This is a genomic window from Dietzia sp. JS16-p6b (genome assembly GCF_003052165.1).
In the GTDB taxonomy this organism is placed as follows: domain Bacteria; phylum Actinomycetota; class Actinomycetes; order Mycobacteriales; family Mycobacteriaceae; genus Dietzia.
The window spans coordinates 157,344-171,157 of record NZ_CP024869.1; the positions used below are offsets into that span (position 1 = coordinate 157,344).

At 70.9% G+C, this 13,814-nt stretch carries 11 protein-coding genes; 8 read left to right on the plus strand and 3 right to left on the minus strand.

The annotated features are described in order from the left end of the window. The first annotated feature begins 175 nt into the window (after nucleotides 1–175). The 8 genes from CT688_RS00735 to CT688_RS00770 all read left to right on the plus strand — a co-directional run bounded on the left by CT688_RS00735 (nucleotide 176) and on the right by CT688_RS00770 (nucleotide 9,561). Nucleotides 176–1,666 (plus strand): cobyric acid synthase, encoded by a 1,491-nt coding sequence (locus CT688_RS00735; protein ID WP_107755346.1) that lies wholly within the window; start codon nucleotides 176–178, stop codon nucleotides 1,664–1,666. Beyond that, entirely contained in the window at nucleotides 1,663–2,400 is a 738-nt protein-coding gene (locus CT688_RS00740) for a cobalt-precorrin-6A reductase (RefSeq protein WP_107755347.1), read from the plus strand. Before CT688_RS00735 ends, CT688_RS00740 begins: the two co-directional genes overlap by 4 nt. A 312-nt stretch (nucleotides 2,401–2,712) precedes the next feature. Then, nucleotides 2,713–3,501, plus strand: a complete 789-nt coding sequence (locus CT688_RS00745) for an ABC transporter ATP-binding protein (protein WP_107755348.1) — start codon at nucleotides 2,713–2,715, stop codon at nucleotides 3,499–3,501. After that, nucleotides 3,498–4,310 (plus strand): ABC transporter ATP-binding protein, encoded by an 813-nt coding sequence (locus CT688_RS00750; protein WP_107755349.1) that lies wholly within the window; start codon nucleotides 3,498–3,500, stop codon nucleotides 4,308–4,310. The genes CT688_RS00745 and CT688_RS00750 overlap by 4 nt, the downstream gene beginning before the upstream one ends. Beyond that, nucleotides 4,310–6,145: a long-chain fatty acid--CoA ligase gene (locus CT688_RS00755; RefSeq protein ID WP_107755350.1), complete on the plus strand. Its 1,836-nt coding sequence runs from the start codon at nucleotides 4,310–4,312 to the stop codon at nucleotides 6,143–6,145. The genes CT688_RS00750 and CT688_RS00755 overlap by 1 nt, the downstream gene beginning before the upstream one ends. Next, the gene (locus tag CT688_RS00760; protein WP_107755351.1) at nucleotides 6,142–7,047 is read left to right on the plus strand and encodes a branched-chain amino acid ABC transporter permease; all 906 of its coding nucleotides are present in this window, start codon (nucleotides 6,142–6,144) and stop codon (nucleotides 7,045–7,047) included. Before CT688_RS00755 ends, CT688_RS00760 begins: the two co-directional genes overlap by 4 nt. Next, nucleotides 7,044–8,231: a branched-chain amino acid ABC transporter permease gene (locus CT688_RS00765; RefSeq protein ID WP_107755352.1), complete on the plus strand. Its 1,188-nt coding sequence runs from the start codon at nucleotides 7,044–7,046 to the stop codon at nucleotides 8,229–8,231. Before CT688_RS00760 ends, CT688_RS00765 begins: the two co-directional genes overlap by 4 nt. Nucleotides 8,232–8,277: 46 nt before the next feature. Beyond that, entirely contained in the window at nucleotides 8,278–9,561 is a 1,284-nt protein-coding gene (locus CT688_RS00770; RefSeq protein WP_107755353.1) for an ABC transporter substrate-binding protein, read from the plus strand. Between the two features lie 15 nt (nucleotides 9,562–9,576). On the opposite strand, the gene CT688_RS00775 is transcribed toward CT688_RS00770, so the two are convergent. From CT688_RS00775 to CT688_RS00785, 3 genes are read right to left on the minus strand one after another with little or no spacing between them, the layout of a single operon-like run. After that, nucleotides 9,577–11,040 (minus strand): cobyrinate a,c-diamide synthase, encoded by a 1,464-nt coding sequence (locus tag CT688_RS00775; RefSeq protein ID WP_107755354.1) that lies wholly within the window; start codon nucleotides 11,038–11,040, stop codon nucleotides 9,577–9,579. Then, nucleotides 11,034–11,648, minus strand: coding sequence for a cob(I)yrinic acid a,c-diamide adenosyltransferase (gene cobO / locus CT688_RS00780; protein ID WP_107755355.1), 615 nt, complete (start codon nucleotides 11,646–11,648; stop codon nucleotides 11,034–11,036). The genes CT688_RS00775 and cobO overlap by 7 nt, the downstream gene beginning before the upstream one ends. Continuing rightward, on the minus strand, nucleotides 11,648–13,798 hold the full coding sequence (locus tag CT688_RS00785) for a VWA domain-containing protein (protein ID WP_107755356.1): 2,151 nt from the start codon (nucleotides 13,796–13,798) through the stop codon (nucleotides 11,648–11,650). Before CT688_RS00785 ends, cobO begins: the two co-directional genes overlap by 1 nt. Nucleotides 13,799–13,814 lie beyond the last annotated feature (16 nt).

Below are 13,814 nucleotides of genomic sequence, written 5' to 3' on the forward strand. Positions count from 1 at the left end.
TTGCGAACCGCCGTAGCGCATTTGTCCGCAGTGATCTCAAATACGTTCTGAGCTGGGCATTTGGCGGGCGTGTCACCAGCAGGAACGCGGGGTCCCCCTAACCGTCGCGGCCCGTCGTCGCGTCGGCGGAGCACCTCGGCGGGGGCGGGGGAGGGCGCGGCTAGGATCGATCCCCATGGCAGCCTCCCTCCTCGTCGCCGGCACCACGTCGGATGCCGGCAAGAGCGTGGTGGTGACGGCGCTGTGCCGGGCGTTCGCCCGGCGGGGCATCAGGGTCGCGCCGTTCAAGGCGCAGAACATGTCCAACAACTCGATGGTCGTCCGGGGTCCGGCGGGCTTCGGGGAGATCGGCCGCGCGCAGTGGATCCAGGCCCTCGCGGCACGCGCCGAGCCCGAGGTGGCGATGAACCCGGTGCTGCTCAAGCCGGGCGGCGACCGGCGCAGCCACGTGGTGGTGATGGGCCGCCCCGCCGGGACGGTCTCGTCCAGGGACTTCGTCGACGGTCGCGTGCATCTGGCCACCGCCGCCCATGCCGCATACGACGACCTGGCCGACCGGGCCGACCTGGTGCTGTGCGAGGGCGCGGGCAGTCCTGCCGAGATCAACCTCCGTGCCGGTGACTACGTCAACATGGGCCTGGCCCGTCACGCCGACATGCCGGTGGTCGTGGTGGGCGACATCGACCGCGGCGGGGTCTTCGCCGCGATGTACGGCACGGTGGCACTACTGGATGCCGCCGACCAGCGGCTCGTCGCAGGCTTCGTCGTCAACAAGTTCCGCGGTGACCCCTCGCTCCTCGCACCGGGGCTGGACCACCTCGAGGCGCTCACCGGACGGCGGGTCCACGGAGTGCTGCCCTGGAGCCCCGACGTGTGGCTCGACTCCGAGGACGCGCTGGACATCGGCGGTCGCCGCGCCGACGCCGGCCGGGCGTTGCGGGTCGCCGTGATCCGGCTGCCCCGGATCAGCAACTTCACCGATGTCGACGCGCTGGGGCTGGAGCCGGACGTCGACGTGGAGTTCGTCACCGACCCCCGGACCGTCCGGGGCGCGGACCTGGTGGTCCTGCCCGGCACGCGCGCGACGATTGACGACCTGGCCTGGCTCCGCTCCCGCGGTCTGGACCGCGCGGTGATCGACCACGCCCACGCCGGGGGGTCGGTGTTCGGCATCTGCGGTGGCTTCCAGATGCTCGGCCGACTCGTCCGGGACCCGGAGGGGGTGGAGGGTCCCGAGGGCGCGGAGGTCGACGGGCTCGGGCTGCTGGACGTGGAGACGGAGTTCGGGCCGGAGAAGGTCCTGCGTCTGCCCACCGGGGAGGCGCTCGGTCACGCGGCGGCCGGGTACGAGATCCACCACGGGCGGATCGGCCTCGGCGCGGACCCCGAGTTCCTCGGGGGCGCGAGGCGCGACGGTGTGGCGGGCACCATGTGGCACGGGAGCCTCGAGTCCGACGGGTTCCGTCAGGCCTACCTCGCGGAGGTGGCGGCCCGCGTCGGCCGGGTCCGCGAACCCTCCGGGGTGGACTTCGCCGCCGCACGCGAGAGGCGACTGGACCTGCTGGGTGATCTGGCGGTGGAGCACCTCGACCTGGACGCCCTGCTGGAGCTGGCCCGCGAGGGCGCGCCGGAGATGCCGTCCCTGCCGCCGGGGTCGGAGCGGTGATCCTCGTCCTGGGTGGGACCGCCGAGGCGCGGGAGCTGGCGAGACTGCTGCAGGACGCGGGTCACGAGTTCTGCTCGTCCCTGGCGGGGAGGGTGGCGCGTCCGCGGCTGCCCGTGGGCCGGGTCCGGATCGGCGGCTTCGGCGGGGTCGAGGGGCTCCGCGACCACCTGTCCACGCACCGGGTCCGCGTGGTCGTGGACGCCACGCACCCGTTCGCCGCGGGGATCTCCGCCAACGCCGCCGCCGCGTGTGCGCAGGCCGGCGTGCCCCTGCTCCGGCTCGAACGACCGGGCTGGTCGGCGGCCCCCGGCGCCGACCGGTGGCACTGGGTGTCGGGGCACGACGAGGCGGCGTCGACCGCCGCGGACCTCGGGGGCCGCCCGTTCCTCACCGTCGGCCGACAGTCACTGGCGAGGTTCGTCGGTCCGCTCGCCACCCGCGAGGCGCTGGTGAGGGTGGTCGACCCGCCCGAGGGGATGATCCCCGCCCGGTGGCGGCTCCTGCTCGACCGTGGTCCCTACTCGGCCGAGGGCGAGCGGGCGCTGTTCACCGCGCACCGGGCGGACGTGCTGGTGACCAAGGACTCGGGAGGCGTGCACACCTGGCCGAAGATGGCGGTGGCCGCCGAACTCGGGGTGCCGGTGGTCGTCGTGCGCCGCCCGGGGGCCGCTCCGGGTGTGGAGGTGGTGGCCGACGCGGTGGCCGCCGTCGACCGGGTCGGGACCCTGGCCTGAGGAGGCTCCGGACGCCGGGTTCCGGGCCGATCCACAGGATCCGATTACGGGGTTAACACATGTGTAGAGACGATCGACGCCTCGCCTGGCCGCGTCCGTCCTCGCGGGACCCGATCTCGCGCGGGTCTGCATCGCCGCAGGTCAATCAAGTCGAGGACGGTGGACTGGCCTCACGTATCACGACTCCGGCGCCACCCGCAGGGACTTCGCCCAGCCCGGCGCCGCCGAGAACATGATCAGAGAAATCGGCCTAAACACAGAAATGTTCGGACACCTGAGAATAGTGTGGTCTCCATCACACCAGGAGGCCGAGTGTTATCAGTTCGTAATCTCGAAGTCGTCTACGACGACGCGATGCTCGTCATCAGAGGTGCGAGTTTCGACGTGCCGGACGGCCACATCGTCGCGCTGCTGGGCGCGAACGGAGCCGGCAAGTCGACGCTGCTGCGCAGCCTCTCCGGACTACTCGATGTCCACAACGGGGCCATCACCAAGGGGTCGGTCACCCTCGACGGGGAGGACATCGGTTCGCTGAGCGCACCCGCGATCGCGCGACACGGCGTCAAGCACGTCCTCGAGGGGCGACGGATCTTCAAGGAGTTCTCGGTCGAGGAGAACTTGCGCATCGGCGCGCACGTCACGCGCCGCCACCTCCGCGAGGGCCTCGACCGCGTCTACGGGATCTTTCCCGTCCTCCACGAGCGCAGGTCGCGAGTCGCCGGCTACCTGTCCGGCGGCGAGCAGCAGATGCTGGCGATCGGCCGGGCGCTCATGTCCGCACCGCGATTCCTCCTGCTGGACGAACCGAGCCTGGGCCTGGCGCCCAAGATGGTGGAGCAGATCCGGGACATCATCGTGGAGATCAACTCGCAGGGGACCGGGGTGCTGCTGGTCGAGCAGAACGCGGCGATGGCGCTGTCGATCGCCAGGCACGGGTACGTGGTGGAGACCGGCCGCGTGGTCATGGACGGGCCCGCGGCGGACCTGCTCGACAACGACGACATCCGCGAGTTCTACCTGGGCGCGCGCTCGGACTCCGACGGGACGAAGTCCTATCGCAACGTCAAACAGTACCGCCGGCGCAAGAGGTGGGCATCATGACGAACCCGTCCACGACCAGCCCGGTCGTCGAGTTCTCGCAGGTGAGTTTGGCCTTCGGGAACCTCAAGGCGATCGACGGCGTCGACTTCACCGTCAACCCGGACGAGCTCTTCGCGATCATCGGCCCCAACGGCGCCGGGAAGACCAGCATCTTCAACGTGCTCTCGGGGGTGTACCGGCCGCAGCAGGGGTCGGTGAAGCTCAAGGGTCAACAGCTCCTGGGGATGCGTCCGCACAAGATCGCCCGTCTGGGGGTCGCCCGGACCTTCCAGAACGTCGAGTTGTTCGCCAACCTGACGTTGGTCGACAACCTCATGCTGGGTCGCCACGTGAAGTTCCGCTACGGCACACTCGCCGCGATCGCCTGGGTGGGGCCGGCCAGGCGCCAGGAGGAACTGAACCGCGCCGCGGTCGAGGAGATCATCGACCTGCTGGAACTGCAGGCGTGGCGCAAGCTCCCGGTGGGCCTGCTGCCCTACGGCATCCAGAAGCGCATCGAGCTCGGGCGGGCGCTGGCGATGGAGCCGGAGATCCTCCTGTTGGACGAACCCGTGGCCGGGATGAACCTCGAGGAGACCGAGGACACCGCGCGCTTCCTGCTCTCGATCCGACAGGAGTTCAAGACCCCCATGATCCTCGTCGAGCACGACATGAGCCTGGTGATGGACATCGCGGACCGCGTGCTGGCCATCGACTTCGGCGCCCCGCTGGCCCTCGGCACCCCCGCGGAGGTCCAGAGCCACCCGGCGGTGGTGGAGGCCTATCTGGGCGGCCAGGCCGCGGTGCCCGCGGACGGAGGGGGGAGCTGATGAGCACCACCACTCTGGCCACGCGGGTCCGGGACAACGCCGCCGCCCACCCCGGGGACGTGGCACTGCGGAGGAAGTCACGGGGTGTCTGGCAGCCGACGACCTGGGCCCAGTACTGGGACCAGATCCAGGACGTCGCGCACGCGCTGATCGCGCTCGGGATCGACACCCAGGACCGAGTCGCGATCCACAGCGAGAACCGGCCCGAGTGGCTGATCTGCGATATCGCGACCGTGGCCGTCCGGGGCGTCAGTGTGGGCGTCTATCCGACCAACCCGGCCGCCGAGGTCGGGTACCTGCTGGAGAACAGCCAGGTGAAGCTGCTCGTGGCCGAGGACCAGGAGCAGGTGGACAAGGCCCTGGCGGTCTCCGAGCAGTGCCCCGACCTCACCCACATCGTGTACCTGGAACCGCGCGGGATCCGGGGACACTACGACGACGAGCGCCTCATCCACTGGGACGACTTCCTGGCGCTCGGGCGAGAGCACCGTCTGAAGGACCCGGAGGCGGTGGTCAGACGGATGGAGCAGGCACGACCTGACGATCTGATCACCCTCGTCTACACCTCCGGGTCGACCGGCCCACCCAAGGGCGCCATGCTCACCACGTCCAACGTCGAGTTCGCGATCGACACCGTCATGACCCGCGGGGGGACCTCCGATCCGCCCCCGGGGCCCTCCGATTACGTGCTGACCTATCTCCCGCTGTCGCACGTCGCCGAGCGCTTCTTCACCACGTGGATGAGCTGCGCGAGCCGACTCCAGGTGACCTTCGCCGAATCCATCGACACCGTGCCCCAGAACCTCCAGGAGGTGCAGCCCACCCTGGTGATGGGCGTGCCGCGGATCTGGGAGAAGCTCCTGGCCTCGGCCCAGATCCGTCTGGAGGACGCCACCTGGCTCAAGCGGAAGTGGTCGGGTTTCTGGCTGGCGCGCGCCGAGCGGATCGGCGACGCGCTGGTCTCGAACGGCGGACGGCACACGGCGGCGAGCCGGGCGTGGTACCTGGTGGGCTGGATCTGCATGTATCGGGCTCTGCGGGTCCGGACGGGCCTGCGGTACGCACGGCACGCGGTCTCCGGAGCGGCACCGATCGCCCCGGAGGTCCTCAAGTTCTTCATGGGGATCGGCGTCCCGATGCACGAGCTCTACGGGATGACGGAGAACTCGGCGATCGCCACCACGAACAAGCCCGGACGGGTCAAGCTCGGGACCGTCGGTGAACCCCACGAGGGCACCGAACTCAAGATCGACGAGAGGACGGGCGAGATCCTGGTCCGCAGCCCGGCGGTGTTCGCCGGGTACTGGCGAAACCCCGAGAAGACGGCCGAGACCATCGACGCCGAGGGCTGGCTGCACACCGGGGACGTGGGCGAGTGGGTCGACGGGACCCACGTCAAGATCACCGACCGGATGAAGGACATCATCATCACCGCCGGCGGCAAGAACGTCTCGCCGTCCGAGGTCGAGAACGCCCTCAAGGTGTCCCCCTACATCAAGGAGGCCCTCGTGATAGGCGACGGTCGCAGGTACCTCACCGCCCTCATCGGGATCGAGCTCGACACAGTCGGTGACTGGGCCACCCGCAAACGGATCGCCTACACCACCTACCGCGACCTGACGGAGAAACCCGAGGTCCGTGAGCTGGTGCAGGGGGTCGTCGACGCCGCCAACGAGAGGTTCAACGCCGTGGAGCAGGTCAAGGCATTCGCGCTGCTGCCCAAGGAGCTCGACCACGACGAGGGTGAGCTGACCGCCACCCAGAAGGTCAAGCGCTCGGCGGTGACGGGGATGTTCGCGGATCTCGTCGACGAGCTCTACGAGGGGGCACGATGACCCAGTTCCTCAGTGCCCTGAGCGTCGGTCTGGGGTCGGGTGCCATCTACGCACTCGTCGCGATCGGCTTCGTCATGATCTTCAAGGCCACCGGCGTCATCAGTTTCGCGCAGCCCGCGTTCCTCATGTCCGGGGCGATCATCGTCAGCTTCCTCGCGCCGGTGATGGGGTTCTACGTCGGGGCGATCCTCGGGGTGATCGCCATCGGTGTCATCGCCCTGCTGGTCGAGCGGGCCGCGATTCGCCCGATGGTCGGCAAGGCGGTGTTCATCGTGGCGATCATCACCGTGGGGTTGGACATCGTCATCCGAACCGTCGCCGGGATGTTCCTCGGCACCCAACCGCGCTCGGTCGGGGACCCGTGGGGGACCGACGTCTCGGTGATCGGCGGGGTCATCGTCCAGCACCGGCACGTGGCGGCGTTCGTCACCGCCGCCGTGATCGTCGTCGCCCTGCTGTTGTTCTTCCGGTACTCCTCGGTGGGCCTGGCGATGCGTGCGGTCGCCTCCGACCAGGAGGCGGCGATGGCCCAGGGCGTCAGCGCCAGTGCGATCTTCGCGCTGTCCTGGGCGATGGCCGGGGCCCTGGCGGCACTCGCGGGGATCTTCGCCGCGACGGGCGGCCCGATCGGCAACACCTTGTGGCTCGTGGCTCTTATCGCGTTGCCCGCGATCGTCATCGGCGGGTTCGACTCGATAGGCGGCGCGATCATCGGCGGCCTGACCATCGGCATAGCCCAGGCCATGGTCTCGACCTATCACAACCAGTGGTTCGACGGCAGCGGCGTCATGCCCGAACTCACCACGAACCTGGGTCCGCTGATGCCCTGGATCATCATGCTGGCCGTGCTGCTGGTCAGACCCCACGGACTCTTCGGCACCAAGGAGGTGGAACGGGTATGAGCACACTCGTATCGGCGGCGGAACCGTCGGGGGGATCCCCGACGCCGCGGACCGCGACCGGGCGACGGGCCGGCTTCTTCGGCGGTCCCCGCGGGCGGCCGGAGCTCTACTCCAGCTACCGGCAGGAGCAGGCGCTGTTCAACACGCGGGCCAAGGCGCTGGGCGCCGCCGTGCTCGTCGTCCTCGCCGTCCTGCTGCCGCTCAACGTCAGCGACGACGTGCTGCGGATCCTCGGGCTCGGGCTGGTCCTGGCGATCGGCGGGATCGGGCTCAACCTGATCACCGGTTACGCGGGGCAGATCTCCCTCGGTCACGCCTTCTTCGTGGGGGTCGGCGCGTACACCGCCTCGGTGGTGGCCGGCGATCCCGAGGGGCGTGCGCTGGGCCTGGGGATCACCTTCATCCCGGCGTGGATCCTCGCCGCCGGTGCGATGGCCGCGCTCTGCGGGGTGATCGTGGCGCCGCTGGCCACCAGGTTGCGGGGGCTGTACCTCGCGGTGGTGACGTTGGGCCTGGTCTTCCTCGGCACGTACATCTTCACCGAGTGGGGGAGTGTCACCGGTGGCCAGGGAGTCGGTCGCGAGGCCCCCCGGCCGATCCTGTTCGGGGACGACCTCACCCTCGACAGCGCGTTCACCTCGGACCAGAAGTTGTACTGGTTCTTCCTCGCGCTGCTGTTGATCGGGGCGCTCGCGGCCCGGAACATCGCGCGTTCACGGGTCGGCCGCGCCTTCGGAGCCATCCGCGACCGTGACATCGCGGCCGGCGTCATGGGTGTCGACCTGGCCCGTTACAAGCTCATCGCGTTCACGGTCTCGTCCTTCTACGCGGGTGTGTGCGGGTCGCTGCTGTTCGTCGCGAACCGGCACTTCGGTCCGGAGCAGTTCGGGCTGATCATGTCGATCCAGTTCGTCGCGATCGTCTTCATCGGCGGGGCCGCGACGATCTCCGGCACGATCATGGGCGCCCTGCTGATCGCGTCGCTGCCCCGGATCTCCTCCGAGATGGCGCACTTCGTCCCCTACATCTCCACGGCGCCCAACGTCAGCCCGAACATCTACGAGGTCGAGGCGATCCTGTACGGCGGCCTCATCGTGGCGTTCCTGTTGTTCGAGCCACGCGGCCTGTTCGGCATATGGCTGCGGATGCGGATGTATTGGAAGAGCTTCCCCTTCACCTACTGACCCCACCCACGTCTGATCCCACACATCGAACACCGAGGAGAACATCATGAAGTCCAAGACGCTACGCAGCGGGGTGGCCGGTCTGGCGGCCGTCGCCCTGGTCCTGTCGGGCTGTGGTCGCGACGACGCCTCCGACACCGAGGTCGCCGGGATCACCGACGAGCCGTGCCCGAACGCGGTCGACGAGTCGAACGGCTGCATCTACCTGGGTGCGGTCACCGACCTGACGGGCCCGTTCTCCCCGGTCGGCGCCCCGATGATCGAGGGCGCGCAGGCCTACTGGCAGAACGTCAACGAGAACGGGGGCATCGACGGCTACGAGGTCGACATGGTGACCCACGTTCGCGACAGCGGCTACAACGAGACCACGCACTCCCAGGAGTACCGGGAGATCAGGGATCAGATCCTGGTGCTGGCGCACTCGCTGGGCACGGCCCACACCAATGGCATCCTCGATGACACCCGGCAGCAGAACATCCTGGCGGTTCCCGCCTCGCTGGGGTCGAACTGGCTCTTCGAGGACGGCGTGCTGGAGTTCGGTACCAGCTACTGCGCCGAGGCCATGAACATGGTCGACTACGCCGTCGACGAGCTCGACGCCACGAGCGTCGGGATGGTGCACTTCCCCGGTGACTACGGCGACGACGCGGCCAACGGGGCGGAGATCGCCGCCGAGGAGCGCGACATCGAGTTCACGCGGTACACCACGGCGCCCGGCGGCACCGACGAGCAGACCGCGGTGATCCAGCGGATCCTGGCCGACCGTCCGGACGTCGTCCTGCTCGCCACCAGCGCGATCGAGACCGGCGCCATCGTGGGTGCGACCGTCGCGCAGGGGTACGAGGGCCAGTTCATCGGCGCCACGCCCACCTGGAGCGCGGGGCTGATGGGGAGCCAGGCGGCTCCCGCGCTGGAAGCCCGGTACCGGGGCGCCGCCACCGTCGCGCCCTGGGGATACGACTCCGAGGGTCACAACGAGATGCGCGAGTTCGCCGAGTCCATCGGGGCCGAGCCCAACGACTGGTTCGTGCTGGGATGGGCCGCCCAGACCGTCATCCGCGGTCTGCTCCAGCAGGCCATCGAGAACGACGACCTCACCCGGGCCGGGGTCTTCGAGACCGCCGACCAGCTGACCGGGTTGGACACCGACGGCATGTTCGCCGAGGGCGCAGGTGACTACTCGGGTGACGTCAACGAGCACGCGTCGCGCTCGACCATCTTCAACCGGATCGAGGCGGGCAGCCCGACGGGTCTGGTCCTGGAGGAGGAATGGTACGAGGGGCCGACCGCGGCGGACTTCGAGTTCACCGAGGCGTGCTACCTCATGTGACCGAACGCGCTCGGTTCAGCTGACGCGAGCCGCCCGTCGACCACCGTCGACGGGCGGCGCGCTGTGCACGCGGGCGACCTCGGCCGCGAACCTCGCGGCCAGTGCGGGGTGCCCGGCCCAGTGGGTGTGGAGGTACGAGGCGTGCAGGGTGGGGGTCGCGAACCCCTCGACCCGGTCGCCCCAGGTCCACGCCGCGGACGCGCCCGCGCCAGATGTGCCCGCACCGGAGCCCGGGGTGACCGTGGTGCGGTGGAACTCGTGGCCGGTGACCTCGGTGCCCGCCACGGTGAGGAGGTTCGTCGACCCCGCGGTGACGCGGCGGTAGCCCAGCGTGAGGCGCGGGGACATGGCCGCGTCCGCCGGCACCGCCCCGATCATCGGGGCGCCGTCGAGGGTGCGACAGAGGTAGAGCAGTCCCGCGCACTCGGCCACGGTGGGCACACCGGCGCCGAGGGCGGTCCGCAGCGCCGTGAGCATCGGCCGGTTGGCGGCCAGTCCCGCCGCATGCACCTCCGGGAACCCGCCGCCGAGGTAGACGCCGGCGGTGCCCTCGGGCAGTGCGGAGTCGGCCAGTGGGTCGAAGACGGCCACGTCGCACCCCGCGGCGTCGAGCAGCTCGACCGTCTCAGCGTAACGGAAGGTGAAGGCGCGGCCTCCCGCCACGGCGACGACCGGACGACGTGGCCCGGACAGTGCCAGTGCCGGCGGACCCGAGTCGGGCAGGCCCCCGACCAGTGCCTCCTCCGCGGACCAGGCCGGACCGGCCAGTGGCGGCGCCGCGTGGGCCAGGCGCATCACCGCGTCCAGGTCCACCGAGTCGGCGAGGCGGTCCGCGAGGTGGTCGAGGCTACCGGCGGCTCCCGGTCGCTCCGCCGCCGGGACCAGGCCGAGGTGACGGGACGGCGCGGTGACCTCGTCGTCCCGGCTCAGCACCCCGAGCACGGGGATCCCCAGCGGCTCCAGGGCGCGGCGTACCTCATCCGAGTGGCGGAGAGACCCGGCCTTGTTGAGGATCACCCCGCCGATGCGGACGGAGGGGTCGAACGTCGCCATGCCCAGCACCACGGCGGCGATGCTGCGCGAGGCGTGGGAGATGTCGACCACCAGCAGCACCGGGGTGTCGGTGAGGCCGGCGACGTGGGCGGTGGAGGAGAAGCCGTCGCCGCCGATCTGGCCGTCGTACAGGCCCATCACGCCCTCGATCACGGCGACGTCGGCCGGGCGCGGCGCGGCCTGCGCCCCGTGGAGCAGCAGGGGAACGATCGCGTCCTCGCCGACCAGATGCGGGTCGAGGTTGCGGCCCGGTCGTCCGGTGGCGAGCTCGTGATATCCCGGGTCGATGTAGTCGGGCCCCACCTTGTGGCCCGAGACCGTGAGGCCCCTGCGCCGCAGCGCCGCCATGAGCCCGGTGGCGACGGTGGTCTTGCCGTGACCCGACGCCGGCGCCGCCACCACGAGCCGGGGCAGGTGCGTCACCATTCGATCCCCCTCTGCCCCTTCTGGCCGGCGTCCATCGGGTGCTTGACCTTGGTCATCTCGGTCACCAGGTCGGCGGCGTCGAGCAGCCGGGGGTCGGCGTCGCGGCCGGTGATCACCACGTGCTGACGACCGGGCCGCGACGTCAGCGTCTCCACCACGTCCTCGACGTCCACCCACCCCCATTTCATGGGATAGGTGAACTCGTCGAGCAGGTAGAGGTCGTGTCGCTCGACGGCCAGCCGGCGCGTGATCTCCGCCCAGCCCTCGGCGGCGTCGGCGGCGTGGTCCTCCTCGGTGCCGTCCTTGCGCGACCAGGACCAGCCGGAGCCCATCTTGTGCCATTCGACGGGCCCGCCCTCACCGGTCTCGGCGTGCAGTCGGGCGAGGCGCTCCATCACGGTCTGTTCGCCGATGCGCCACTTGGCGGACTTGACGAACTGGAACACCCCGATGTCCCAGCCCTGGTTCCACGCGCGCATGGCCAGGCCGAACGCGGCGGTGGACTTCCCCTTGCCGGGCCCGGTGTGGACCATGATCAGGGGTTTGTTGCGGCGTTGCCGGGTGCTCAGCCCGTCGTCGGGCACGCGGGTCGGTTGTCCCTGCGGCATCAGGCCACCTCTCCCTCGGGGTGTGCGGGGCTCTGTCGCGCGGCCGTGCGGGTCCGGACGGTGTCGGTCAGCCCCTCGGCCGTCACCTCGCCCAGCGGGATGTGTTCGGCGCCCAGGTGGGCGGCGAGTTCGGAGGCCAGGCCCATGCGGAACCGACCGCTCTCGCAGTCCACCACCACCGACGCCACCGGTAGGGAGGCCAGCCCGGCCGCCGCGGCGTGGGACCGGGCGAGGGCGTCCGGGCCGTGGGTGGCGCGGCCGTCGGTGACGACGACGACGAGGGGTCTGCGCTGCGGATCGCGGACCCGGGCGATGCGGAGCACCTCGGCGGTCGTGAGCAGGCCCTCCGCCAGTGGGGTCCGACCGCCGGCCGGCAGCTCCGCCAGGCGGGCGGCGGCCACGTCCACCGAGGAGGTGGGCGGCAGCGCGATCTGCGCGCCGGACCCGCGGAAGGTCACCAGTCCCACCGTATCGCGGCGGCGGTAGGCATCCATCAGCAGGGAGAGGATGGCGGTCTTGACCTGCTCCATGCGGGTGCGAGCGGCCATCGAACCGGAGGCGTCCACGCAGAACAGCACCAGGTTGGCCTCCCTGCCCTCCCGCACCGCCGAGCGCAGGTCTCGGGTGGACAGGAGCAGTCGCCCGCCGTCGAGCACCGGCTGCCGCCCGCGCGCGGCCTGGCGGGGCGCGGCGGCGCGGATGGTGGCGGGCAGGTGGACGTCGGAACCGGTGAACCCCGTCGAGCCCGTCCGGCGGCCGGTCGTGGTGATCGCGCGGGACCGGCGGCCGGAGACTCCGTGGCCCGTCCCTGCGACGGTCAGCAGCCGCGTCCGGTACGGGTCCGAACCCGCCGTGACCGTCCCCGGCTCGGTCGTCGCGCCGCCCGGGCGGCCGTCCGCGCCGGAATCTGCGACGGCGTCGGTGTCAGAACTGGCCCCGGTGCTGTCGACCGCCTCCGGGCTCGGCCCATCGGATTGCGCATCCGGCTCGGGATGTCCGCCGTCCCCCGCGGAGGCGGCGGGGTCGGCGTCCTGCCGGCCGGCCGTGGCATCGCCCGCGGTGTCGTCGTCCCGGGGCTGGGGGTCGCGTTGGGGGTCGCGTTGGGGGTCGGGCTGGGTATCGGGGTCGGGGTCGGGCTCGTCGTCGTCGCCCAGCAGGCGGTCGAGGAGGTCCTCGTCGAGCCCCGGGGCGTCGAACGGTGCGCGTCGACGGCGGTGGGGCAGCGCCATGCGAGCGGCGACGCGGATGTCGGCGCGGGTGATCCGGTCCCGCCCCTCCCAGGCGGCGTGGGCGGCGGCCGTGCGCGCGGTGACGATGTCGGCGCGCATGCCGTCGACGTCGAAGCCGGCGCAGACGGTCGCGATCGTCGTGAGCGCCCAGTCGGTGAGCTCGATGCCGCCCACGCGCTCCCGGGCGGCGACGATCCGCTCACGCAGGGCCAGCTCCTCCGTCGCGAAGGTCGCGCGGAAGCCGTCCGGGTCGGAGTCGAAGGCGACCCGGCGACGGATGACCTCGGCCCTCAGCTCCGCCTCCCGCGGGGCGGAGACCTCCACGGTGAGGCCGAAGCGGTCGAGCAGCTGGGGCCGGAGCTCGCCCTCCTCGGGATTCATGGTGCCGATCAGCACGAAGCGGGCGGCGTGTTCCACCGACACCCCGTCGCGCTCGACGGTCACCCGTCCCATCGCGGCGGCGTCGAGGAGCTGGTCCACCACGTGGTCGTGGAGCAGGTTGACCTCGTCCACGTAGAGCAGTCCGCGATGCGCGCGGGCCAGCAGGCCGGGCTCGAAGGCGGTCACTCCCTCGCTCAGGGCCTTCTCCAGGTGCAGGGACCCGGCGATGCGGTCCTCGGTCGCGCCGATCGGCAGCTCGACCAGGCGGACCGGTCGGTGCTCGGTGGGCGCGTCGTGGGGGATCGGCCCGTCGGGGGTGTCGCCGCCACGGTCGGCGGGCGCGCTGGAGAACCTGTCGCCGGTCACCACCTCGATCTGCGGCAGGATCCCCGCGAGCGCACGCACCATCGTGGACTTGGCGGTGCCCTTCTCGCCGCGGATCAACACGCCGCCGACCGACGGTGAGACCGCGTTCAGCAGCAGGGCCAGCGCCATGTCGTCCGAACCGACGACGGCGCTGAAGGGGTAGTGCAGTGGCATGGGGGCTCCCGCTCTC